This is a genomic window from Caloramator sp. CAR-1 (genome assembly GCF_030546345.1).
In the GTDB taxonomy this organism is placed as follows: Bacteria; Bacillota; Clostridia; order Clostridiales; family Caloramatoraceae; genus Caloramator; species Caloramator australicus.
The window spans coordinates 51,712-76,204 of sequence record NZ_JAUONW010000004.1 but is presented as its reverse complement, the minus strand read 5'-3'; the positions used below and the strand labels follow the sequence as shown (position 1 = coordinate 76,204).

At 32.7% G+C, this 24,493-nt stretch carries 27 protein-coding genes and 1 tRNA gene; 21 read left to right on the top strand and 7 right to left on the bottom strand.

The window, feature by feature from the left end:
• Positions 1 to 51 precede the first annotated feature (51 nt).
• The 9 genes from Q3V94_RS00870 to Q3V94_RS00830 are packed head-to-tail and all read left to right on the top strand — an operon-like array spanning position 52 to position 8,482.
• Complete coding sequence (locus Q3V94_RS00870; protein ID WP_008909209.1) at positions 52 to 369, top strand: hypothetical protein; 318 nt, start codon at positions 52 to 54, stop codon at positions 367 to 369.
• 8 nt (positions 370 to 377) lie between these two features.
• Positions 378 to 1,424 (top strand): V-type ATPase subunit, encoded by a 1,047-nt coding sequence (locus Q3V94_RS00865; RefSeq protein ID WP_008909210.1) that lies wholly within the window; start codon positions 378 to 380, stop codon positions 1,422 to 1,424.
• 10 nt (positions 1,425 to 1,434) lie between these two features.
• A complete protein-coding gene (locus tag Q3V94_RS00860; protein ID WP_303524637.1) occupies positions 1,435 to 3,396 on the top strand; it encodes a V-type ATP synthase subunit I in 1,962 nt (653 codons plus the stop codon).
• Positions 3,397 to 3,400: 4 nt separating this feature from the next.
• Positions 3,401 to 3,817 carry an ATP synthase subunit C gene (locus Q3V94_RS00855; RefSeq protein ID WP_274766058.1) on the top strand — a complete coding sequence of 139 codons (417 nt, stop codon included), beginning with the start codon at positions 3,401 to 3,403 and terminating at the stop codon, positions 3,815 to 3,817.
• A 4-nt stretch (positions 3,818 to 3,821) separates the two neighbouring features.
• The gene (locus Q3V94_RS00850; RefSeq protein ID WP_274766057.1) at positions 3,822 to 4,130 is read left to right on the top strand and encodes a V-type ATP synthase subunit F; all 309 of its coding nucleotides are present in this window, start codon (positions 3,822 to 3,824) and stop codon (positions 4,128 to 4,130) included.
• 10 nt (positions 4,131 to 4,140) lie between these two features.
• On the top strand, positions 4,141 to 4,707 hold the full coding sequence (locus tag Q3V94_RS00845) for a V-type ATP synthase subunit E (RefSeq protein WP_303524635.1): 567 nt from the start codon (positions 4,141 to 4,143) through the stop codon (positions 4,705 to 4,707).
• 11 nt (positions 4,708 to 4,718) lie between these two features.
• Positions 4,719 to 6,482, top strand: a complete 1,764-nt coding sequence (locus Q3V94_RS00840) for a V-type ATP synthase subunit A (RefSeq protein ID WP_303524634.1) — start codon at positions 4,719 to 4,721, stop codon at positions 6,480 to 6,482.
• A 1-nt stretch (position 6,483) separates the two neighbouring features.
• On the top strand, positions 6,484 to 7,848 hold the full coding sequence (locus tag Q3V94_RS00835; protein ID WP_274766054.1) for a V-type ATP synthase subunit B: 1,365 nt from the start codon (positions 6,484 to 6,486) through the stop codon (positions 7,846 to 7,848).
• A 4-nt stretch (positions 7,849 to 7,852) separates the two neighbouring features.
• Entirely contained in the window at positions 7,853 to 8,482 is a 630-nt protein-coding gene (locus Q3V94_RS00830; protein WP_303524633.1) for a V-type ATP synthase subunit D, read from the top strand.
• 13 nt (positions 8,483 to 8,495) lie between these two features.
• Here Q3V94_RS00830 and Q3V94_RS00825 read toward each other — a convergent pair whose 3' ends face one another.
• Positions 8,496 to 9,422: a 3'-5' exoribonuclease YhaM family protein gene (locus Q3V94_RS00825; protein WP_303524632.1), complete on the bottom strand. Its 927-nt coding sequence runs from the start codon at positions 9,420 to 9,422 to the stop codon at positions 8,496 to 8,498.
• A 73-nt stretch (positions 9,423 to 9,495) separates the two neighbouring features.
• Here Q3V94_RS00825 and ndk point away from each other — a divergent pair, with 73 nt between their 5' ends.
• Entirely contained in the window at positions 9,496 to 9,903 is a 408-nt protein-coding gene (gene ndk, locus Q3V94_RS00820) for a nucleoside-diphosphate kinase (RefSeq protein WP_303524630.1), read from the top strand.
• 37 nt (positions 9,904 to 9,940) lie between these two features.
• Positions 9,941 to 10,016, top strand: a tRNA-Pro gene (locus Q3V94_RS00815).
• 39 nt (positions 10,017 to 10,055) lie between these two features.
• Here Q3V94_RS00815 and safA read toward each other — a convergent pair.
• Both safA and Q3V94_RS00805 read right to left on the bottom strand, forming a co-directional pair.
• The gene (safA, locus tag Q3V94_RS00810) at positions 10,056 to 10,667 is read right to left on the bottom strand and encodes a SafA/ExsA family spore coat assembly protein (protein ID WP_303524628.1); all 612 of its coding nucleotides are present in this window, start codon (positions 10,665 to 10,667) and stop codon (positions 10,056 to 10,058) included.
• Between the two features lie 118 nt (positions 10,668 to 10,785).
• The gene (locus Q3V94_RS00805) at positions 10,786 to 11,154 is read right to left on the bottom strand and encodes a hypothetical protein (protein WP_303524627.1); all 369 of its coding nucleotides are present in this window, start codon (positions 11,152 to 11,154) and stop codon (positions 10,786 to 10,788) included.
• Between the two features lie 242 nt (positions 11,155 to 11,396).
• On the opposite strand from Q3V94_RS00805, the gene Q3V94_RS00800 reads away from it, so the two are divergent.
• Positions 11,397 to 12,710, top strand: a complete 1,314-nt coding sequence (locus Q3V94_RS00800; protein WP_303524626.1) for a diguanylate cyclase — start codon at positions 11,397 to 11,399, stop codon at positions 12,708 to 12,710.
• 20 nt (positions 12,711 to 12,730) lie between these two features.
• Here Q3V94_RS00800 and Q3V94_RS00795 read toward each other — a convergent pair whose 3' ends face one another.
• Entirely contained in the window at positions 12,731 to 13,414 is a 684-nt protein-coding gene (locus Q3V94_RS00795) for a DUF554 domain-containing protein (protein ID WP_008910035.1), read from the bottom strand.
• A 410-nt stretch (positions 13,415 to 13,824) separates the two neighbouring features.
• Between Q3V94_RS00795 and Q3V94_RS00790 the strand changes: the two genes are divergently transcribed.
• From Q3V94_RS00790 to Q3V94_RS00765, 6 genes are all read left to right on the top strand, one after another.
• Positions 13,825 to 13,980 carry a hypothetical protein gene (locus Q3V94_RS00790; protein ID WP_303524625.1) on the top strand — a complete coding sequence of 52 codons (156 nt, stop codon included), beginning with the start codon at positions 13,825 to 13,827 and terminating at the stop codon, positions 13,978 to 13,980.
• Positions 13,981 to 14,082: 102 nt separating this feature from the next.
• The gene (locus Q3V94_RS13640) at positions 14,083 to 14,382 is read left to right on the top strand and encodes an iron-sulfur cluster biosynthesis family protein (protein ID WP_368506503.1); all 300 of its coding nucleotides are present in this window, start codon (positions 14,083 to 14,085) and stop codon (positions 14,380 to 14,382) included.
• A 115-nt stretch (positions 14,383 to 14,497) separates the two neighbouring features.
• Entirely contained in the window at positions 14,498 to 15,463 is a 966-nt protein-coding gene (locus Q3V94_RS00780; RefSeq protein ID WP_008910032.1) for an RluA family pseudouridine synthase, read from the top strand.
• Positions 15,464 to 15,510: 47 nt separating this feature from the next.
• Positions 15,511 to 16,509: a hypothetical protein gene (locus Q3V94_RS00775; RefSeq protein WP_008910031.1), complete on the top strand. Its 999-nt coding sequence runs from the start codon at positions 15,511 to 15,513 to the stop codon at positions 16,507 to 16,509.
• Positions 16,490 to 17,401: an RluA family pseudouridine synthase gene (locus tag Q3V94_RS00770; protein ID WP_051004434.1), complete on the top strand. Its 912-nt coding sequence runs from the start codon at positions 16,490 to 16,492 to the stop codon at positions 17,399 to 17,401. The genes Q3V94_RS00775 and Q3V94_RS00770 overlap by 20 nt, the downstream gene beginning before the upstream one ends.
• Positions 17,394 to 17,801, top strand: a complete 408-nt coding sequence (locus tag Q3V94_RS00765; RefSeq protein WP_008910029.1) for a hypothetical protein — start codon at positions 17,394 to 17,396, stop codon at positions 17,799 to 17,801. The genes Q3V94_RS00770 and Q3V94_RS00765 overlap by 8 nt, the downstream gene beginning before the upstream one ends.
• A gap of 30 nt (positions 17,802 to 17,831) precedes the next feature.
• Here the strand turns inward: Q3V94_RS00765 and Q3V94_RS00760 are convergent, their stop codons facing one another.
• The 3 genes from Q3V94_RS00760 to Q3V94_RS00750 all read right to left on the bottom strand — a co-directional run bounded on the left by Q3V94_RS00760 (position 17,832) and on the right by Q3V94_RS00750 (position 22,469).
• Positions 17,832 to 19,556, bottom strand: coding sequence for a peptide ABC transporter substrate-binding protein (locus tag Q3V94_RS00760; protein ID WP_303524621.1), 1,725 nt, complete (start codon positions 19,554 to 19,556; stop codon positions 17,832 to 17,834).
• Positions 19,557 to 19,752: 196 nt separating this feature from the next.
• On the bottom strand, positions 19,753 to 21,240 hold the full coding sequence (gene spoVB, locus Q3V94_RS00755) for a stage V sporulation protein B (RefSeq protein ID WP_303524619.1): 1,488 nt from the start codon (positions 21,238 to 21,240) through the stop codon (positions 19,753 to 19,755).
• Between the two features lie 113 nt (positions 21,241 to 21,353).
• Positions 21,354 to 22,469 (bottom strand): aminopeptidase, encoded by a 1,116-nt coding sequence (locus tag Q3V94_RS00750; protein ID WP_274766040.1) that lies wholly within the window; start codon positions 22,467 to 22,469, stop codon positions 21,354 to 21,356.
• A gap of 222 nt (positions 22,470 to 22,691) precedes the next feature.
• Here Q3V94_RS00750 and Q3V94_RS00745 point away from each other — a divergent pair, with 222 nt between their 5' ends.
• The 3 genes from Q3V94_RS00745 to Q3V94_RS00735 are packed head-to-tail and all read left to right on the top strand — an operon-like array spanning position 22,692 to position 24,493.
• On the top strand, positions 22,692 to 23,405 hold the full coding sequence (locus Q3V94_RS00745; protein WP_303524618.1) for a zinc dependent phospholipase C family protein: 714 nt from the start codon (positions 22,692 to 22,694) through the stop codon (positions 23,403 to 23,405).
• Between the two features lie 16 nt (positions 23,406 to 23,421).
• Positions 23,422 to 23,994: a flavin reductase family protein gene (locus Q3V94_RS00740; protein WP_303524617.1), complete on the top strand. Its 573-nt coding sequence runs from the start codon at positions 23,422 to 23,424 to the stop codon at positions 23,992 to 23,994.
• A 4-nt stretch (positions 23,995 to 23,998) separates the two neighbouring features.
• The gene (locus tag Q3V94_RS00735; RefSeq protein ID WP_303524616.1) at positions 23,999 to 24,493 is read left to right on the top strand and encodes a hypothetical protein; all 495 of its coding nucleotides are present in this window, start codon (positions 23,999 to 24,001) and stop codon (positions 24,491 to 24,493) included.

Below are 24,493 nucleotides of genomic sequence, written 5' to 3'. Positions count from 1 at the left end.
TAAAATTTCACAGTATTAAAATAAAGTTATGTTTAAATTGGGGGCGATAGGATGGAAGAATTAGAAGGTATTATAAAAAATATAATCCATATAGACAAAAATGCTGTTGAGATGAGGGAAAGGTTTAAAAATGAAATTGAAAACAAAAAAAGGCAGATAGGAGAGGAGATTGAAAGGCTAAAAAGGGAGATTATAGATGAAAGGCTAAATGAAATCGCAAAGGAAGAGGAAGAAATCATAGTCTTAGCAAAAAAAGAAGCAGAAAAATTGCTTTTTAAGGCAGAAGAAAAGGGAAAAGAATTGGAAAAAAGTTATGATAATAAAAAAGAAGATTTGTTAAATTCAGCCTTTAATGAACTGTTTAGTTAGGTGATACTATGGATAAGAACGCTACTTATGCTGCAGTTTCAGCTAAAGTTCATGCTATGATGGGGGAATTTTTGACGGAAGAGGATTACAAAAATATTTTAAATTTAAGAACACCTTCAGAAATTGCAACTTATCTTAAGGAAAGAACTTCCTATAAGAAGGCATTCGAAGGGATTAATACTTATGAACTTCATAGGGGGCAAATAGAAATCGTCCTAAAAAAACACTTGATAGGTTATATTGATAAACTTATCCATTATTTTTATGGCGATATTAGAAACTTTATCAAATGCCTTTATATTAAGTATGAAATATTTGACCTTAAGAATATAGCAAGAAATATTCATGTTGAAAAAAATTATGATGAGGTTAGAGAGAGCTTAGTATTTGTAGGCAAATATAGATTTATCGATGTGGAAAAAATAATAAAGGCAAAAAAGGTTTCAGAACTAATTGAGGCCTTAGATGGGACGATATATTATCCTTATGTAAAAAAATTAATCGATGGAAATGAAAGGGAAAACCTTTTTAGATTTGAAATGTCCATAGATAGAGCATATTTTAATATCCTTAACGACAGTGCTAAAAAGCTTAGTAAAGAAGATAAAAATGCCTTTAATGAAATATATGGAAGTTTGGCTGATCTTTTGAACTTAAAGTGGATATATAGAAGTAAGAAGTTTTTTAATTTGACTCCCGAAGAAATATTTAATTACACAATAGATTTTGGAAATAAATTTAATTATGAAAAGATTAAAGGATTCTGCTATACAAAAGATATGGATGAGTTTTTATCAAAGGCAAGGAACACCCCATACAGCTTTTTATTCAAAGGAGATCCAAAACAGGATATTTACATGGAAAGGCGAATAAATAGATTTATGTTTTATAAGATTAAAAAGATTTTATATACACGAAACTTAAATCTCTCCTTAGTTCTTGCATTTTTAGAGTTAAAGGAATTTGAGATATTTGATATTATCTCTATGCTAGAATGCGTAAGGTATGCTTTGAGCTTTGATGAGGCGAAAACATATCTTATAAGAAATATTTAGGGGTGGGAAAATGGCAGTTGCGAAGATGGAGATGATCAATATAATAGGTCATTTTGATTACTTAGATGAGGTTTGCAAAAGGATAGTTTTATCGGAATCTATCCATATGCTAAACGCAATTAACGAAATCAATGAAAACAATTTCCCCATTATGAATGTGGAGGATATAAATGCGATTGCAAATATCAACTATATAAGGCCGTATAATCTTAGAAATGACTATAAAGAAATAGAGAAAAAATTCAATTTAATATCGGGTATATTTGGCACAAAGAAAAAGATAAAATTTGAACATTTTAAGGAAGAATATAAGTTTAAAGAAGAGGAAGAATTCATAAATAATCTTTATGAAATGATAAAAGAAAAGTCTAAGGAATATGAAAACCTTAAAAGGGAAGAGGCTGAACTTGACAATTTAATAACATATATTATCCACCTTAAGGATTTGAATTTTAGGATAAATGATATATTAAATATGGAGTTTATAGATTTTAAGATAGGAAAGATAAATAAATATGACCTTCAAAAAGTTAAGAAAAACTATGAAAATATACCCGGTATAGTTTTAAAAATAAATCAAAATCCTGATTATTCCTTTATTTTGATTTTTTATCCAAAGGCCGTTGAAAATGAGATGATAAAGATATTAAACTCAATTAATTTTGAAGAATTCAAAATAAAGTTTAAATTTGAAGGAACCCCTAAGGATTGGTTAGCGGAAATAGAAAAAAGAAAACAAGAGATTGAAAAAAGAATAAATGAGCTTACCGATGATATATCGGAGATAAAAGAAGCTAATTTCGAAAGGATAGAAAAATTTTATTCAAGGCTTGTTATGGAAAATAGGATAGAAGAGATCAAACAAAATATTGCTGTAACCAATGAATTTTTTTATCTTTCAGGTTGGGTTCCCGCAATTTTTAAAAGAAGGGTTAAAAGGAGTTTAGAAGATTTAGAGGAAAAGCTCATTATAATATATAAGCCAATTAAGGAGATTAGAGAGGGCCTTGCACCCCCAACATATTTAAAAAATGGATATCTTTTAAGGCCCTTTGAATCCATAGTTAAACTTTATGGAATTCCATCTTATAACGAACTTGATCCAACTTCGTTTGTTGGGATTAGTTACATGCTTTTATTTGGTGCTATGTTTGGAGATGTAGGACAGGGACTTGTTCTATTTTTGATTGGCGAATTTTTGAATAGAAGAAAAAGAAGACCTAATCTTGGTGGGGTTCTGGCACGACTTGGGATAAGCTCAACATTTTTTGGTTTTATCTATGGAAGTATATTTGGATTTGAAGATGTTCTTAAAACGTATGTAGTAAAGCCTATGATTGAAATAGAGAAAATGTTGATCTATGCCATTGGCTTTGGTGTAATTTTACTCTCTGTAGGCTTTATATATAACCTTGTAAATTGCTTTAGAAATAAAGATATTGAAGAAGGGCTCTTTAGTAGAAATGGGGTTGCGGGATTAGTTTTTTATTGGCTTTTACTCTACTACATCATTGTAAAGGTTGAAAATATAACACCAATAATCTCAAGCGGTGTAATACTTTTTCTTTTAATTTTTAATCTTCTTCTAATATTTTTTAAAGAACCTCTTGCAAATTTAATAAAGGGAGAAAAAAGGCTCTATAGACATTCGGCATCGGATTACTATATTGAAGAGGGCTTTGGTATCCTTGAAACTTTACTTAGTATCCTGTCTAATACATTATCCTTTATAAGGGTTGGAGCCTTTGCAATAAACCATGTTGGACTGTTTATAGCCTTTGAAACCCTTGCTGAAATGATTAGAAATGGAGTTGCAAGCGCCTTAATGCTTGTTTTAGGAAATTTAGTAATTATAGGGCTTGAGGGCCTTATAGTGTTTATTCAAGGTTTAAGGCTTGAATACTATGAGCTTTTTAGCAAATTCTTTAAAGGAAATGGATATGAATATACACCAATAAGCATAAGGGGGTAATAAAATGTTTATCTTTGTTATATTAGCAACACTAATAGTTATTTTTACACTTACAAAGGGAGTTTTAGCTCTAAAGGATAATATGAAAAAGGATGAATTTAAAAAGCATTTAAAGCTAAACGTATCATCCTTTATTGCCATTTTAACTGCCTTTATAATTATGGCGATTCCTCAGGTTGCCCATGCTGCTGCTGAAGGAAACGGAGCAGCAGGATTAGGTTTTATTGCTGCAGGACTTAGCACAGGGCTTGCTGCAATAGGCGCAGGATACGCTGTTGGTGCGGTAGGTTCATCTGCCCTTGGTGCTGTTTCGGAGGATCCTAAAATACTTGGAAAAACTTTAATATTTGTTGGGCTTGCAGAAGGTATTGCAATATATGGGCTTATAATCTCAATAATGATATTAGGAAGACTAAGGTGATATCATGAAAATATTTTTGATTTCTGACAGCCATGATACTTTGGTGGGAATGAGACTTGCTGGGATAAAGGGTGTTTTAGTTTCTTCAAAGGAGGAAGGAGAGGTAGAGTTTAAAAGGGCAATTAAGGATAAGGAAATTGGAATAATAGTTTTAACTGAAAGACTGGCTTCGAAGATAAGACACCTTGTAAATGAGGTAAAGATCAATCAGGAAATGCCGCTTATAATTGAAATTCCAAATAGACAAGGTAGCATAAGGGATGATGATTATCTTGTTAAGTATATTAAAGAGTCCGTTGGGATAAAAATCTGAGGTGATTTATATGGTAACTATTGAAGAAAAGATAAGGCTGTTTACAGAGCTTGTTTATCAAAAAATAGAGAAGGAAAATAAAGAGGAAATTGAAAGATTTAACGAGAGATTTAAAAACCTTATAGAGGAAAAGAAAAGGGATTTCGAAGAGGAATTCAATAGGGTGAGGGAGGAAAGAATAAAAAAGGCTAACGAAGAGGCACAAAGGATTGTATCAAAGGCAAAATATGAGGAGAAAAGAATACTTCTTAAAAAAAGGGATGAAGTTTTTAATAAGTTTTTTGAGGATTTAAAGATAAAATTAGAAGAATATACTAAAAGCAATCAATATAAAGATTGGCTTTTGGATAGTTTGAAAAAGGCTCTTGAAAATAAAAATTTTAAATTGATTTTAACCAATAAAGACTTTGAATTATTAAAGCCCTATTTAAATGGATTTAAAGTTGAATTTGATGATAGCTTAATTGGAGGATTTATTTTGGAAGATGAAAATAGGATAAGAATAGATCATTCTTTGAAGGCATTAATGGAGGATAAAAAGGAAAAAATAGGCCAGATACTTTTTTCTAATCTTTAGGTGGTGGGATTATGGATAACGGGATTATAACATATATAAACGGTCCGGTAATTAAAGCAAAAAACATGAAAAATTTTAGAATGAGGGAAATGGTGGCAGTTGGTGAGAAAAAATTAATAGGTGAAGTGATTTCTATTTATGAAGATTATGGGACGATACAGGTCTATGAAGAAACGGCAGGACTTAAAATTGGTGAATTTGTTTATCCTACAGGTAAACCTTTGTCCGTTAAACTTGGACCTGGAATAATTGGAAATATATTTGATGGCATAGAAAGGCCACTAAATAAAATAAAGGAATACAGCGGAAATTTTATAAACGAGGGAATAGGGCTTATCTCGATAGATCCTAACAAAAGATGGAAAGTCAATTTTTTAGTAAAAGAAGGAGAATATCTTGAAGAAGGACAGCCCTTTGCCTATGTTGAGGAAACACCCCTTATAAAGCATTTTATCATGGTTCCTCCTAAAGTAAAGGGAAGAGTAATATATGTTGCAGCAGAAGGTGAATACTGTATTGAGGATGTCATTTTAAAGCTGCAGGATGATAAAGAATATGAACTTAAGATGTATCAGGAGTGGCCGGTTAGAATTCCAAGGCCGGTAAAAAGAAGATTCCCAATCGAAAAGCCCCTTATAACTGGTCAAAGAGTAATAGATACCTTTTTTCCTATTGCAAAGGGGGGAACTGCAGCAATCCCTGGAGGATTTGGAACTGGAAAAACCATGACTCAGCATCAGCTTGCTAAGTGGAGCGATGCCGATGTTATTGTTTACATTGGCTGCGGTGAAAGAGGAAATGAGATGACGGAGGTTTTGGAGGATTTCCCAAAACTTATTGACCCTAATTCCAATCTTCCTCTTATGAATAGAACCATCCTTATTGCCAATACATCAAATATGCCAGTTGCTGCAAGGGAAGCGTCGATATATACAGGCATTACTATTGCGGAATATTTTAGGGATATGGGATATAACGTTGCAATAATGGCAGATTCAACATCAAGATGGGCAGAAGCCCTAAGGGAAATATCGGGGCGTCTTGAGGAAATGCCGGCAGAGGAAGGCTATCCTGCTTATCTTGCTTCAAGGCTTGCGGAGTTTTATGAAAGGGCCGGGTATGTTGAAACCCTTTCAGGTAAAGAGGCCTCTGTTTCTATAATTGGGGCTGTATCTCCAGCTGGAGGCGATTTTTCAGAGCCTGTTACTCAAAATACAAAAAGGTTTGTAAGCGTATTTTTGAGTCTTGATAGAAATCTTGCCTATTCAAGGCATTATCCGGCTATAAATTGGCTATCAAGTTATAGCGGGTATTTATCCCTTCTTAATGATTGGTATAGGGAAAATGTCAGCGAAGATTTCTTTAAGCTAAGGGGTGAAATGCTAAAGGTTCTTCAGGAGGAAAATAAGCTTTTAGAAATTGTAAAACTTGTTGGAGAGGACGTTCTTCCGGACGACCAAAGGTTAATTTTAGAGGTTGCAAGGCTTATAAAAATAGGCTTTCTCCAGCAAAATGCCTACCATCCAGAAGATACCTATGTTCCTTTACATAAGCAATATAATATGCTAAGGATGATTAAGCTATTTTATGACAAGGCACTATTTGCTATTAAAAAGGGAGTTCCAATAGGAAAAATAAGACAGATGAAGGGCTACAGTGAAATATTGAAGATGAAATACTCTATTCCTAATGAATATAAAGATGAATTTGATAATTTACAAAGGGATATAGAGGAAGAATTCAGCCAAATTTTAAAGTCCTATGAAGGTGATTGATATGCAAAAGGAATTTTTACATATAGAAAAAATAGAGGGACCACTTTTAATCCTATCTGAAGTTGAAGATGTTTCCTATGATGAGATAGTTGAAATAAAAACAAGGGATGGAATAAAGCATGGGAAGGTAGTTCAGCTTTATGAGGATAAGGCAATAATTCAAGTTTTTGAAACAACATCAGGGCTATCTGTAAAGGATGTGTCGGTTAAATTTACTGGAAAGCCTCTTGAAATTAGCCTATCAAAAGATATTTTAGGGAGAATATTTAATGGGTTTGGAGTTCCGATTGATGGTGGAGGACCTATATTTTCTCCAATTAAAATGAATGTAAACGGAAGACCGATAAATCCGGTTGCAAGGAAATATCCAAGAAACTACATCCAAACGGGTATTTCAGCAATAGACCTTCTTACAACATTAATTAGAGGACAAAAGCTTCCAATATTTTCAGGGAATGGACTTCCTCATAACGAAATTGCAGCCCAGATTATAAACCAGGCCAAAATAGCAGATGGGGAAAATTTTGCCATTGTTTTTGCTGCTATGGGAATAAAGCATGATGATGCCCATTATTTTACCAAAATGTTTGAGGAGTCAGGGGTTTTAGAGAGGGTTGTAATGTTTTTAAATCTTGCTGATGATCCTGTTGTTGAAAGGATCGTAACCCCAAGATGTGCCCTTACGGCTGCAGAATACCTTGCCTTTAATGAGGATATGCATGTTTTGGTGGTTTTAAGCGATATGACAAGTTATTGTGAGGCGTTAAGGGAGATATCCTCTGCAAGGGAGGAGGTCCCTGGAAGGAAGGGCTATCCAGGATACTTATATTCCGACCTTGCCTCTATATATGAAAGGGCAGGAATTATTGAAGGTTCTAAAGGCTCAATAACACAAATTCCAATCCTTACAATGCCAAATGATGATATAACCCATCCTGTCCCAGACCTTACAGGATATATAACCGAAGGACAAATAGTTTTAAGCAGAGAAATATATCAAAGGAATATATATCCTCCTATAAATATCCTTCCATCCCTTTCAAGGCTTATGAAGGATGGTGTAGGTGAAGGGTATACAAGGGAGGATCATCCTTCTGTTGCAAATCAAGTTTTTGCATCCTATACAAAATATCAAGAGGTTTTAGCCCTTGCCCAGGTTATAGGGGAGGATGAGCTATCAAGTATAGATAAAAAATATATGGAATTTGGAAGGGCCTTTGAGGATAAATTTTTAAAACAGGATTTTTATGAGGAAAGAAGTATTATAGAGTCAATCGATTTAGCTTGGTCTATTTTATCCATCCTTCCCAAGAATGAACTTGATAGAATAGATCCAAAACTTTTGGATAAATATTATAAGGGGTGATTAGATGGAAAATATAGCCCCTACCAAATCCAATCTTATGAAGGCTAAATCATCCTTAGAATTTTCAAAAAAGGGATTTGAACTTTTAGACCAGAAAAGGAATGTCCTAATAAGGGAAATCATGGGCCTTGTTGATAAGTCAAAGGAAATACAAAAAAGGGTAAATGAGCTGTTTAAAGAGGCCTATGAGGCCCTTCAAATGGCAAACATTACTATGGGGATTCATTTTGTTGAGGATATTGCGTCGACTGTTCCTGAGGTGGAGGAGTTTGAGATTATTTTTAAAAGCGTTATGGGGGTTGAGGTTCCTATAGTAAAGCATTCGAAGGAGATGGAAAGGCCAAGTTATAGTTTTTACCAAACAAACTCAGCTCTTGATGTTGCCTTTACTAAGTTTCAAGAGGTAAAACTTTTACTATTTGAACTTGCAGAGATTGAAAATGCAGTCTTTAGGCTTGCCCATGATATTAAAAAGACTCAAAGGAGGGCAAATGCCCTTGAAAATATCCAAATACCCAAATATGAAAACTTGGTCAAATCCATTCAGGAGGTCCTTGAGGAGAAGGATAGGGAGGATTTTTTTAGGCTTAAGGTTGTAAAGAAAAAAAGATTAAAGAAGCAAAAAACCCCCTAAAGGGGGTAGCTTTTTATTTTTTTATACTTCTTCTATAAGTAGGGTTATATTCTGTCCAGCCATCAAGGCCGGTATCCCTTTCTATTGCAAGATGAAAGGCGTTTATTTCTGCACTTGCTTTATCGGCGTTGTGGACTGCTATTGCTTCTATTGTCATGGGAAGAACCGGAGAGCCCATATCAAGGGTTCCGTGGTGGGATAGAATGCAGTGGATAAGGTCGTATTTTAAATCGTTTGGAAAATCTTTTATTTCGCTAATTGCCCTGCTTACAAGGTCTGCACCAAGGGAAATATGGCCGAGTAAACGTCCTTTAGTTGTATATTTGTTTTCGGGAAAGCTTGAAAGTTCATATATTTTACCGATGTCATGAAGTAGTGCCGCAGCAACGGCTATGTCGTATTTAATGTAGCTAAATATTTTACAGTAGCTTTGAATAAGCTTTACAACCTCTATCGTATGCTGTGCAAGGCCACCTTGGTAGGCATGATGTATTTCTGCACCTGCTGCCTTTTTATAAAAGTGTTTTTTAACATCTGGCATTGCAAATATGTTTTCTAAAAGGGTTTTTATAAAAGGATTGCTTATAGTTGATATAATATCATTTATCTCAAGGACCATATCGTTTTCATTAACATAGCCTGATGGAAGAATGGAGTTTAAAAGTTCCTGCGAGGGATTCCATATTCTTTGGATGTTGCTTATGTGCAGCTGAAGGCTGCCCTTAAAATCCCTTGCTATTCCTGATATATAGGCAAGACACCCAGGGATAATTTCTTCGCCGATTTTTTCATCATCGTTCCAGATTTTAGAGTCATAGTTTTTAAGGCCTATGCTAACCTGAAGATGGTAGTAGTTTTTGTTGTTTTGGTCGGTTTTTCTAGTTATTTGCCTTACAGCAACAGCTATATTTTCAAATTTTTGATTTACATTTAGCTGCATAAAATCACCTCGAATTATATTATACATAATTTTTTGCAAATAAAACACATAATATTTTAGTGGAGGGATTATTTTGGAAAGAACATTGGTTTTAATAAAGCCGGACGGAGTTAGGAGAAATTTGATAGGTGAGATTATAAGGCGTTATGAGATGAAGGGGTTAAGGGTTATAGCTATAAAGTCCCTTTATCCATCAGAGGAACTTGCAATGGAACATTACAAGGAACATGAAGGGAAAGACTTTTATGAGAGGTTAATTAAGTTTTTAACATCTGGAATGGTTATTGCAATTATTTTAGAGGGGAAAAATGCAATAAAATGTGCAAGGATAATCAACGGTGCTACAAAGTATCAGGATGCCCTTCCTGGGACGATTAGAGGTGATTTCGCCTTCGATGAGACGGAAAACCTTGTTCATGCTTCGGACTCATTAGAATCCGCTGAAAGGGAAATGAAAATTTGGTTTCCAGAAATCTATTGAAAAATTTATAAATTAGTGTATAATATAATATAGTTATCTGGGTGTGGCGCAGATGGTAGCGCGCCAGAATGGGGTTCTGGAGGTCGCTGGTTCAAGTCCAGTCACCCAGACCAAGAAAAAGCCTACAACCATTAGGTTGTAGGCTTTAAATCTTATATAGGTTTTATAAACATCTGCGTCCAATAGCACCTTCCTGCCTTATCCTTTGCAAGGCCGACGCCTATTTCGGTATAGGTTGGGTTTAAGATGTTGCTTCTGTGGCCCGGCGAGTTCATCCATGCATTCATGACTTCCTGTGGAGTTCTTTGACCCATTGCAATATTTTCACCAGCTGCTGAAAATCTTAAGCCGAAGGATTCAATCATTTGAAAGGGTGAGCCGTAGGTCGGTGAATAGTGGGAAAAGTAGTTTTTGTTTATCATATCTTGGGATTTATATCTTGCAATTCTTGAAAGCTGCCAGTTTTCCTTTAAAGGAGGAAGGCCTACCTTAGCCCTTTCAATGTTAACAAGCCTCACAACTTCGCTCTCTAGAGCTTTAGTCTCTATAACAGGAATTTTAATCTTTTGGCCTGGATATATAAGGGCTGGATTTTTTATCTCTGGGTTAGCTGAAATGATTTCAGAAATACCTACCTGATATTTTTGTGCGATCTTCCATATGCTATCTCCAGGTTGAACGGTGTAATAGGTATCTTGGGCGTAAATTGTTGATGTAATCAGAAAAAATAAAGTCAAGAATATAATACTTATTTTTTTATTCAAACTAATCACCTCTAATGTTTAGTTTGAGTAGAAAAAGAGGTTTTATTCTTTATTTTAATTTAAAAACCTCTTTCTTGGTTTTTCTTTGCCAGGAAAGAGGTTTTAAGTTATATATGCTTTAACCCCTGTGGGTTAATATATTCTTAAAGCTTTCAAGATAGTTGTATGCTTCTTCTCCCTTTGCTACAGCATTTTTAATTTTGTTAACATTTCCCTCAATATTTGCAAGTTGAATGGCAAAATTATCATGTTCAGCCTTATTAATTTCTGCTTTATGCTCAAGAGCACGTAGGATTTGAGTATTTTCTTCTACCTGAGCCTTAATTAGAGACACTTCATTCTGCACAGAATAAATCTGATCCTGCATAGAATTTATCTGATCCTGCATAGAATCAATTTGATTTTGCATAGAATCAAGGCGTTCATTTATAGGCTTAAGTTCTTCCTTAATGATTGTTCTAAAGGCATTCAACAATTCCATATCCATTTAAACGTTCTCCCTTCGTAAAGTATGATTTATATGTTAATGCGATTTAATCATTTTAGACTTATATAATAAATTATAGTTTATGAAAAATGGAGTTTCAAGCTTTATATAAACAAATAGCTCCTTACCTAAATTTAATAATTTTTTTTATTATACTAACATATAAATTTAATTGAAAATTCTTGAATTTATTATGTATAATAAAATTCGTGTTTAATCCTTTGTTTAAGAGGTGTCAGGGGATGGAGATTGATTCTGTTATTTTAAAACTTATCGATAGGATGCAAAATGCCTTTGCCTATCACAAAATTATTTTAGATGAAAATAATAAGCCAGTAGACTATGAGTATATTTATGTAAATACGGCATTTGAAGAGCTAACTGGATTAAAAAGACAAAATATATTAGGAAAAACTGTAAAACAAATTATACCTGATATTCAAAATAGCAGCTTTAATTGGATCGAATATTATGGTAATATTGCCCTAAATGGAGTAGAGGATCATATTGTTCAATATTTTGACCTTTGGGATAGGTGGTATAGGATAGATGTCTTTTCCCCTGAAAAAAATTACTTTGTCACCTTCTTTAGCGATATAACCGATATTAAAAAGGCAGAAGAAAAAATAAAGGAACAGAATGAAATAATAAGCCCAATTACAGAAAACTTAGATGAAATTACATTTTTACAGGATGTTAAAACTCGAGAGGTAATTTATTTAAGCAGTTCCTTTGAAAGGATATATGGAATACCAATAAAGGAAATTTATAAAAACCCAAGGTTATGGATTGATTATGTTTACCCAAAGGATAGAGAAAGTGTTGAAAAAAGATCAACGATGGAAAATACAATAAATGAAATAAAAGAAAAAGGCTATTTTACACAGGAATATAGAATAGTTGTAGATGACAATATAAAATGGATAAGGACAAAGATTCTTCCTGTAATAAACCGAGATGGACAAATATATAGAATAGTAGGTATAGAGCAGGATATAACGGAACAAAAAAATATGGAAATTAAGTTAAGAAAAGCTGTAAGAAGAGCTGAAAGTCTCGCAATGCATGATTATCTAACAGGGCTTTATAATAGAAGAGCATTTTTTGTAAGAACAAAGGAAGAAATAAATAGGGCAAAAAGAAGAGGAGAAACCTTTTCGATAATATTAACGGATTTAGATAGATTTAAATTAGTAAATGATACTTACGGCCATGATGCGGGAGATAAAATTTTAAAGGTCTTTAGTTCCATATTGAGAAAATATACACGAAGATATGATATAGTGGCAAGATTCGGTGGAGAAGAATTTATAATTTTCCTTTCTGCAACTAATAAGGAAAACGCAAAGAAAAAGGCAGAACAATTAAGAGAATATGTAGAAAGGTCAGAAGTTTATATAAGGGATGTTGATAAAAAAGTAAAATTTACAGCAAGCTTTGGAGTTTCAGAGCTTTTACCTGAGGATAATTACGATGTTGAAAAGGTTATAAAAAGAGCAGATAAGGCTTTATATTTGGCAAAGAACAGTGGAAGAAATATGGTTATTACAGATTAAAATCCAGGCAACGCCTGGATTTATTTTATTAGGTTTAAAAGCATGTAATATACAATTGGAATAAGGACGGAAGGTAATAAATTTGCAATCTTTATATTTGTTATCTTTAACATATTTAAAGATATTCCAAGGATTAAAAGACTGCCGATTGAGGTCATTTCGTTAATTGTAGCGGTAGTTAAAATATTTTTTAGAGTAAATGCAAGAAGGGTAATTGCTCCTTGATATAAAAGGACGGAAAAGGCAGAGAACAAAACCCCAATGCCCATAGTTGATGCAAAAATAATAGACGAAATCCCGTCTAAAATGGATTTAGCGAAAAGAATCTTGTGATTCCCTTCAAGGCCGCTCTGGAGGGATCCGACGATTGCCATGGCACCTACGCAGTATAATAGACTTGTTGTGACAAAAGCCTCAGAAATGTTGCCTTTGCCTTCAAATTTTTCTTCTATTTTTTTGCCTAAATTATTTATAAGCTTATCTATATCAATAATTTCTCCTATAATTCCACCTATTACAATGGAAAAAATAATAAGCAAAACGTTGCTTCCTTTGAGCATTCCAGATACCCCGATGAAAAATACACAAAGGGCAAGTCCTTCGATAATTGTTTTGCTTATCCTTTCTGGAATTCCTTTTTTTAATAAAAGCCCTAAAATTCCCCCAATGATTATTGCTAAAAAGTTTACAATACTACCAAGCATTTTGGTCACCCCTTATTTTGGAAAAATTTAATAATATTTTAAATAAAAAATGTATAAAAAGCAATATATGAGAAAAAATAAATTCAGAAAAGGAAAGGGGAGTTGAAGATGGGAAAAGAAAAGGAAAACAGAAAGAAAAAGGCTGAAGGCAAAGAAAAAAAGGCTAAGAAGAATAAAACTGAAGAAATTGAGCCTATGTGATAATAGGCTCAATTTTTTCAAAGGCTTTATCTACATCTACATTTATGCCTGCAGCAGCAGGATCTAAAGCATGGATCTTTACAGCCTAAAAACCATAATAAAAGTATTAAAGAGATAGGATCTCTACACATAATTTTCCCTCCCCAAATTTGCTTAGTATATTATATTCTTTTCGATAAAATTTGACACATTTTGAAAGGAGAGTATATATGGAAAATAGAACAGATGATAAACTAAAATTTGATTTAAACGATGAAAGGATAGGTCTTACGGATATAAAGCTTGCTTCCTTTTCAGATAATATAATTGGATATAATTTTGAAAACGTAAGGGATTATAAAAACAAAAAAGGAGAAAAGAAATAACCCGGAGTTTCCGGGTTTAAATTTTTTCTAAAAAGTGTTGAATTTGGTCAAAATATGACATATAATATACCTATAAAGGGTATATAAATTGGAGGGATAAAAATGCAAATTAAAATATCTCAAGATGCAGCTATTGAGCTAAAGAAAAAAATCGAAGAAAAAGGAGAAGAATATGGTATAAGGGTATATATAGCAGGCTTTGGCTGAGGCGGTCCAAGTTTTGGTATGGCTCTGGATGTGCCAAAGGAAGATGATAAAGTTTTTGAAGTAGAGGGAGTTAAGATAATACTTGATGAAGAGATGGTAGAATATACTCCTGGGTTTATAATCGACTATAGAAATACCTATTTTGGAAAAAGATTTTCAGTTGAATCCCTTTATGGCGGGGGAGGATGTGGTTAAAATAAGGGCATTTTGCCCTTATTTTTTTGTAGAAAAATAATTTTGTTTTAATTATAATTATGTTATTGCAAGGAAGGATTAGGATATGGTTAAAATATACTTAGGAGGTTTTAGAATGAAGGAGGTAATAATAACTTCAAACGAGGCTGGACAGAGGTTTGATAAGTTTTTAAGGAAATATCTTAAAAATATGTCCTTAGGTTCAATATATAAAGCTATTAGAAAAAGGGAAGTTTTAGTAAACGGTAAAGGTGTAAATGAAAAATACCTGTTAAAAGAAGGGGATAAAGTAAGCTTTTTATTTGAAATCGAGGATGTAAAAAAGGAAAAGGATTTAAAATTTTTAAAAATAGAAAATTTGAATTTAAGGGTTGCCTATGAGGATGAAAATGTTTTAATTGTTGAAAAAGAAAAGAACTTATTGGTTCATCCTGATGAGGGTGAAGAGCTAACCTTAACCGATGCAGTTTTGGCCTATCTTTATGATAAGGGGGAATATAATCCAAATGAAGAAAAGACCTTTTCGCCTTCACCCTGTAACAGATTAGATAGAAATACAGAGGGGTTAGTTATTTATGCTAAAAACTATGAAGCTTTAAAGCTTTTAAATGAGGCAATTAGAGAAGGAGGTATTAAAAAATACTACATAGCCCTTATTAAAGGTAAAATTGAAGACGGAACATACAGGGCTTATCTTTCAAAGGACAAGAAGAACAACAAAGTTATAATTTCTAACAATAAAACAAGGGATTCAAAGGAAATAGAAACAAAGATAAAAACATTAGAAACTGTCGGTGCATTTTCAGAGGTTGAAATAGATCTTATAACAGGGAGAAGCCATCAGATTAGGGCTCATCTTTCAAGTTTAGGAAATCCTATAATAGGAGATCCTAAGTATGGACATAGAAAGTTAAACAGCATGTTCTTTAATAAGTTTGGTCTTGATAATCAGCTGCTTATTGCATATAAATTGATTTTTAAAAAAGTAAAGGGAAGTTTAAGCTATTTAAACAATAGGATAATAACTATGAATCTACCACCTATATATAAAAAGATAAGGCATGAATTATTCAAGTTTTAATGGTTGGCTTAATATATATTACTAAAGCAATTTTTAAAGAGTAAAAGATGAAAAGGATTTTTATATTAATCTTGGCCTTTTTGCTAACTCTTTTAATAAAGAATTTAAGTAAAGAAGTTTATAAAAATAACGAAGATAAACTTTTCAAAAATATTTCGTATATAGAAACTACAGAAAGCTATAGTCCTTGGGATGGGAAGGTAATTATAAAAAAGTCCATATCCTATGCATATCCAGACAAATTAAGAATTGACTACATTGAAGAGTTTAATTCTATAGAAATAATAAATGGAGATAAGTATTATTATACCAATGATAAAATCGACCGCATAATTGTCCGATGGGCTGTTCCTTTGATTGACATCGATATTTTTGAAATTTTAAAGATGATAGAAGGAAAAGAAATAATAGGATATGAAGTTAAACATGATGTGCAGTATAAAATAATAGGTATAAAAAATAAAGTGGATGATGTTCAATATTTAACTAAGGTTTGGGTAGGAGACTATAAGGGTTTTTCTCTTCCATATAAGGTTGAATATTTTATTAACAATAAAATAGTTTCCCAAAGGGTCTTCGAATATCAATTGATAGATGATAAGATAGATTTTAAATTATTTTCTATATCCTCCTTAGGGCCCAAAAAGCTTTTATTCGATGGTTCTGAACCAATTTACGTTACTTTAAGCAGAGCAAAGAAGTTTATAAATTTTGAACCATTAATATATAAGAACAATGGATATAATCTTGCTGAAACTAAGGTTATAAGAGAGGAAGGCAAGAATATACTAAATCTGGTTTATATAAAAGATGATGTTAAAATCGAAGTCCTTCAGAGGAAAAGAGAAAATAAGGATTCATTATTTACCATGAAAACCGATGGCGATAAAATATACATTGACTTTATTGAAGGCGATATTTTTGTTAGTGTAGTTGGAATTTTAGAAAATTATGTAGATATAATTGACTTTTGCAGTGGACTGTCTAAAAAAATAAATTTTGAAAAAATAGATGGGGAGTATAGAGATGGACAGGATGGTATTTAATATATCTAAGGATGATGAAGGAAAAAGGCTCGATAATTTTTTGAAATTTGAAAAGGGTTTTTCTACTAGGCTTATAAAAAAAATAACCAAAAACGACTGTGTCTTTATAAATGGAAAGATAGCCTGGGCTGATGACATTTTAAAGGAAGGGGATATCGTTGAAATATTGTTAAAGGAAAATAAGGAACAGGATATAATGCCTGAAGATATTCCCATAGATATAGTTTATGAAGATGAGGATATATTGGTAGTGAATAAACCCCCATTTATGGTGGTTCATCCTACCAAAAGCCATCAATCAGGAACCCTTGCCAATGGGGTTATGAATTATTTTAATAAAACAAAACAAAATTGCATCGTAAGGCTTGTAAATAGACTTGATAGGGATACATCGGGGCTTGTTATAATAGCTAAAAGTCAATTTGCCCATCAGGCTATGGCAAAGATGTTTGAAAAAAATAAAGTAAAAAAGGAATATATAGCAATAGTCAAAGGTAAAATGGAGGGAAAAGGGACAGTAGATCTTCCAATCGACAGACCAAGTTTAGATTCGGTGAAAAGATGTGTTATTGAAGGAGGACAAAGAGCTATAACCCATTATGAGGTTATAGGTTCAAGTGAAGATGTTTCAATTGTAAAGCTAATTTTAGAAACTGGAAGAACGCATCAGATAAGGGTTCACCTAAGTCATATAGGACATCCTATTTTAGGTGATGAGTTGTATGGAGAAAAAAGTAATATAATACAAAGACAGGCACTACATGCCTTTAGGCTTACTTTTAATAAATTAAGGGGCGAAGATTTGGTGGTATGCACGGCTAATATTCCGCAGGATATGCTTGAAATTTTAAAAAAATATAATTTGGATTTTCAGGAGGATACCTATGAGTAAACTTCAAATAGTTAAGGAAAACATAATAAAAGAAATTGAGAATAATCCTAAATATGAAATTCAGTCTATTAAATCAATAGAACATCCTTTAAATAAAACCTTAATGAGTTTTAATATAATATTTTCGGATTCAGAAAAAAGCATTAGATATTCTTTGGTGGGGTATGAAAATGAAATAAAAGAAATTGGAATATTATTAGAGGCAAGTTTTTTTACGGGAATAGAGAAGGATATAGAAGAAAGCAAAGAAATAGATAATTTTAATGTTGAGATAAATAACTTTAAAAAGGGTAAAGAAGCATTAGTAAAATTATTATATAAGGGAAACCCTGATAAGTTTGATTTTTACTTGGCTTTAAATACTTTAATAGAAGAAGGGATTAACAAGCTTATATATTAAATAAAGATGGCAGCTTTGCTGCCATCTTTATTATCTACCTGAAGTATAAACTCCCTTTAATTCATAGTTTGCAAAGAGTGGTAATCTCCAGTTCTTTACATATGAATGAGTGAAGTTGTATCTATCTCTGTATTGAGTTGGAGCAATTGCTGCATCATCAACAACAAGTAATTTTTCAGCTTCTTTGAAGTATTGAAGTCTCTTGTTGTTGTCTGGTTCCATAGAAATCTTCTTTATAAGTTCGTCATACTTCTTGTTTGAATATTTAGCTGAGTTGTTTCCTCCGCCTGTGATCCACATATCGAAGAATGTCATTGGGTCGTTGTAGTCAGCACCCCAAGCCATAGCACCGATTTGGAAGTCTCCCTTGTCAACTTTGTCAAGGAATGTTCCAAAGTCTGATACAGCGTCGATCTTAACCTTTACGCCAAGCTTCTTTTGCCATTCATTCTGATAGAACTCAGCAATTGTTCTTGAGAAGGAGTCTGTTCCTGAGCTTAAGAATGTAACTGTATAAGTTGCGTTTGGATTTAATCCAAGTTCCTTTAATCCTTTTTGTAATAGTCCTTTTAATGCAGCGTCAGTTGGATACTTAGCCTTTTCTGCCTTTAATGGCTCTGGAACAAGGCTTCTGTATTGCTTATCTCCTATAAGGATGTTGTATGGAGTCCAACCATATGCTGGATAATATCTTTGGAATACATACTTGCAGAGCTTTTCTCTGTCGATTGCAAGTGAGAATGCAAGTCTTACGTTTCTATTTGTAAAGAGCTTATTCTTGTCTTTGTTGTTGAAGAATACATAGTTTTCTGCTCTGTCGTATCCAGTTATAAGCTTATATGTTCCCTTTTGAGCTTCTTTTTGGAATCTCTTTAAGTATTCTCCTCTTGCTGTTGAAGTGTCAACTTGCTTTCTTGTGAACATTTGCATTCTTGTTGCTTCTTCCTTGATTACAAGGAATGTAACTGTATCAAGGTAGTAGTTTTCAGCATCCCAATATTTTGGATTCTTCTTGAGAACTATCTTTGAACCCTTTACCCATTGTTCAACTGTAAATGGTCCGTTATAAACAAGCTTTGATGGGTCTTGACCGTATGAATTACCAGCAGCTTCAACAACATCCTTTCTTAATGGGAAGAGGTTTGAGAAGGATGTTAAGCTTATAAAGTATGGTGTTGGAGCCTTTAATGTAACTTCAAGTGTAGTATCGTTTAAAGCCTTAATTCCAAGGTCTGATGCCTTTGCCTTTCCTTGGTTGAATGCTTCAGCGTTCTTAATTGGGTATAATAGGTATGCATAATCTGATGCAGTATTTGGATCAAGAAGTCTTGTCCATGAGTATACGAAATCTTGTGCAGTTACTCTCTTTCCATCTGTCCAATAAGCATTGTTTCTTAAATAGAACCTATAAACAAGACCATCCTTTGAAACTTCATACTTGTATGCAACACCAGGAACGATAACGTCTGATTTATTATCCTTTGTATCAGTCTTTGTTAAGCCTTCAAAAGCGAGTTCAAGAATAGCGTGTGAATAAGTATCTGTTGCCTTTGAAAGGTCAAGAGTTTTAATGTCTGTTCCAAATGGGATGTTTAAGAATTGTTCCTTGTCCATGTTAGTTGGTTTTGAATAGTTGATTTCCTTTAAAGTTACAGTTGTAAAGTTTGTTGCCTTTGCTTGTGCAAATCCAGCTGATGATACAAATAATACAGCAGCAGCAAGGAATGCACTAAGCTTTTTGAAAGTTTTGTTCATTTAGATACCCCCTTTAAGTTATTAATTTATATGAATATAAATTTTAAACTAAATCGTTCACCTCCTTAAGCGTCATGATAAAATACTAGTTATTAATAAATATTCTACAATAATTGAGATAATCCTGCCTTTAGAGGCAAAAAATGTATTAAGATTTGGAAATAATTTAATGTTTAAAATAGTCGAAAAAATGAAATTAAATACTTAAAAATTTGTAAAAAGTTTTAAACGTGATTAAATATAAAATATAAATGGAAAATATATAAGTTATAGGAGTTATGCCGGATTTTAAAAGAATCCAAGAAAGAAAAAGGCAAACAGAAAAGGTCAATAAATGAACTAATATATCTCTTTTAATTTCAAAATTCAACTTTACGCTTAAGTTGATATAAATGAAGTTTAATATTATTCCAACTGTTGCTGACACTATAAAGTTGATTGCATATCCATATATATTGAGGCGTGGAATTGCAATGAATATATAAATTATTACTATATCAATAATAGAAAGAATGAGCGAATTTATCATTACCTGGGTTTGCCTTCCAATGGCATTTAAAATTGAAAAACTTATCATTTCAACGTAAATTATAGGAAGCCCATAGGATAAAGTTTTAATAAGCGGTGCTATTGAACTGTCTTTATAAAATAATAAAGATATTTTGTCTGGAATGCTGTTTAATATGATAAATGTAGATAATGAAAGGATAAGGGCTATTTCGATTGTTTTTTTAATCCTCCTTTTTACAGCTGCAAAATTTTTTAAAACCAAAAATTCTGAAATAGATGGAATAAGAACTATGCTTAAAGAATTTAATATAACGGCAGGGTAGAATATTACATTAAGGGCCATTCCAGATAGCTTTCCAAACATAGATATTGCATCTTCATAGCTAAAACCAGCAACCATAAGGCGTTTGGGAATTAATATTGCAATTAACATGCTAAAAACAGTTGATGATATTCCGTTTATTGCCAATGGTAAGGAGAGCTTTAATGTGTCTACAAGAAGTTGGATAGAATTTTCTGCCTTATCAAAGGATTTATTTTTGAGTTTATAGCTTTGATAAAATATATAAAAAAGCAATAGACTTGTAAACTCACCAGCACTTAAAGCAAGCATCGCAGATGCACAGCTCAGCTCTAAGCTTTTACTTTTGAAGAAATTTATTAATGGAAACATTACAAGTATTCTTATAATTTTTTCAACTATATCGATCAATGCTGGTTCTATCATCCTTTGAATTCCATAGAAGGCACCCTTGTAAACTGATGATATGGAAACTATAATAAGTGCAGGGGTAAAGGCAAGGATGCTATAATAGGTTCTTGAATCCTTTAAGATAAACAATGAAAATTGTTTTGATAAAGAAAGCAATATAGCAGTTATTATAATGGACCAAAAGATTTCGAAGAGTATTATTGTATTAACAGTTTTATAAAGCTCATTTAATTTTCTTTTTGCCTTTTTTTCTGCTGCAACCTTTGATACTGCAATGGTAATTCCGCCACCAGTTATAAATAAAAACATTGTATAAAGGGGCATTACAAGTTGATAAATTCCCATTCCTTTAGGGCCTATTTGGCGCGATAAAATTATTGAAAAAATAAAGTTTAAAGTGCCTGTTATGATGTTGGATAAAACTAAAATAAAGGTGTTTTTATAAAAATCACTAACCTTCATCCTTCACCCTGATAATTTATCTATAAATATTAATATTTTATTCCTTCTTAATTTATACTTATCTTAGAAAAAAAGCGCAATGTTTGGTTAAACAAATCATTGCGCCTTTTAAATTACTTTAAGTTTTCTGGGTTTAATGCTTCAAGCTCAGGTAAAACAAATCTTCCGTCTTTTCTTACAAGAACATCATCGAAGTAAATTTCTCCTCCGCCATATTCTGGAGTTTGGATGTATACAAGGTCCCAGTGAATAGCTGATTTATTTCCGTTGAAGGCATCATCATAGGAGCTTCCTGGAGTAAAGTGGATTGAACCTGCAATCTTTTCGTCGAATAGTATATCCTTCATTGGTTTTGTTATATATGGGTTAACTCCTATTGCAAATTCGCCGACATATCTTGCACCTTCATCTGTATCGAATACCTTGTTTATTCTTTCTGTATTGTTTGCAGTTGCTTTTACTATTTTACCATCTTTAAATTCAAGTCTTATGTTTTCATAAGTAAATCCTTGATATTCTGAAGGAGCATTGTAGGTTATATAACCATTTACGCTGTCCTTAACAGGTGCAGTATAAACTTCTCCATCTGGGATATTCATCTTTCCGTCACATTTTACAACTGGGATTCCTTTGATTGAGAAGGTTAAATCAGTTTCAGGTCCTACAATTCTTACCTTGTCTGTTCTTTCCATAAGTTCTACTAATGCGTCCATTGCTTTGGACATTTTTGAATAATCTAAATTGCAAACGTTGAAGTAGAAATCTTCAAAGGCTTCTGTGCTCATGTTAGCTAGCTGTGCCATTGATGGTGATGGATATCTTAAAACAACCCACTTAGTTTTTGGAACTCTAATTTTTCCATGAACTTCATGCCAGAAGTATTTATTGTAGATACCAAGCTTATCTGATGGAACATCTGATAATTCTGATGTATTGTTTCCTGAACGAATTCCTATGTAGGCGTCCATATCGCTCATTCTTGCAGCTTCATACTTTGCCATCATCTTCATTTGCTCTTCAGTTGCACCCATAAGAAGAGCTCTGTCAACTGTTCTGTTTTTAATAGTTACAAAAGGAATAGCGCCTACCCTGTAAGCTTCTTTAATAAGCTCTGTGACAAGAGGCAGCTCAAGATGAATAGTTTCGATCAACACCTTTTCACCTGGCTGTAGTCTGCAGGAATAGTTAATAAGGTTTCTTGCAAGAACCTTTATTCTTTCGTCTACCATAAAAAGCCCTCCTTAAATTTTTTGTAACAAATATATTATAAACTATTAACAAAAATATTAAAATACCCTCTTTACAAAATGTCGAATTAAGTCTAAAATAATAGAGGTGTGGAAGTCATTACGTAAGGTTTATAATAAATCACCTCTAAGTATCCTCCGAAAAGGAGGATATTTTTTTTATTTGTTTTATAATATAATTGAAAAGAAATTTGAGGTGATGGTATGGAAGCCTTAGAAAAATCCTATGGATTTGTTCTTAAGCATATTTTAAAAGCTGTAAATCCCATTAAAAAGAAAATAATTAAAACGGAGTGTAAGGTCCACAAGTTTATAAATAATCAAGCTATAGAAATATTAAAAAATGATGGTAATGAAGAAGCTTATGATTTTCTCTCTAAATATATGAGGGATATAAATTCAGGGGTTGTTTGGGCTGATCAGGATTTTAAAAGCAGCAATCATTTTTATAATCCTGAAAAAAATAGGGGCCTTTACGGTGCAAGCAACGCCCTAAAGGAGGCAACCTATTATTATACCAAAGCTATTAATTTATATAAGGAAGGGAAAATAAATGCTTCTGCCTTTTATCTTGGATCTTCTTGTCACATCATTCAGGATATGACGGTTCCTCAGCATGTCAATATTAAGCTCTTGGACAGCCATAGAAAATATGAGCTTTGGGTTATAAAGACATATCTTATGCATGATTCCTTTAAAATTGAAAAAGGCGGGATATATTTAAATTCCATAAAGGATTTTATTGAAGAAAATGCGAAGATAGCAATAGAAGCATATATAAAATATAAACATTTGCCCAATAAAGAAGAAAGATATTTTAAAATAACAGAAGAAATTTTAACGCAGGCACAGAAAACGACGGCAGGAATGATGTTGAAATATTTTAACGATGTGACTAAAATAAATAATATAAATTAGCATAAGGAGGAAATATATGCCAAAGATTACTTGGAAACCAGGGACTATGCTCTATCCTGTGCCTGCCGCCCTTATAACATCTAAATATGAGGATAAAGAGAATATAATTACAATATCCTGGATAGGAACCGTGTGTTCTGACCCTCCAATGCTTTCAATCTCGGTAAGGCCTGAAAGGTATAGTTATGAGCTTATTAAAAATTCAGGGGAATTTGTTGTCAATATCCCAAATAGGGAATTAGCCTATGCAACGGATTTTTGCGGGGTAAGGTCAGGGAGGGATGTAGATAAATTTGAATTTTTAAGTCTAACAAAGGAAAAGGCAAGCGTAGTATCTGCCAGCATAATAAAGGAATGCCCTTTGGCACTGGAGTGCAAGGTAAAACAAATAATTGAACTTGGAACTCATCACATGTTTATTGCTGAAATTGTAGCTGTAAATGTAGAAGAAAATTTAATAGATGAAACAGGGAAGCTGCACCTTGATAAGGCAAAACTTTTAATGTATAACCATGGTAAATATTGTGTAACTGGAGAACACATTGGAAAGTTTGGATTTTCAGTAGAAAAGAAAAAGAAAAAAAGGTGATATTATGGGGGATAAACAATATCTTATTGATATTAGCCGCAAGGAATTTAAGGGGGATATTTTGGATATAAGCTATGAAGGTGCTAATTTGATTATTCAAAGTGTTGATGAAGGGTATGAAAAGGATTTTAAAACATTAAAAGACTTAAATGCTGAGCTTGGGAAGTTTGATACGGTGCTTTTTTTTCTATCTATTAATAAATATGGAAGGAAAAATTTAAAAAGGCTTTTAAAGAATCTTAAAAATAATCTTAATGATGAAGCAAGGATAATGATTTGGGATATTAATTATAGAAAACTGTCTCCCTTTGATACATTAAAAGTCAAGGTGATTAAAAAAAATAATAAAATAGAAACTTTAAATGAAACCTTTAGATTTAAAATATTTTCGTTAAATTCAAAAGATGTTGAAAGGATTTTGCTAAAAAATGGATATAAGGTTTTAAAATTAGATGTTGATGGGATTTTATATTACATAGAGGCAATTTACGGAGGATAG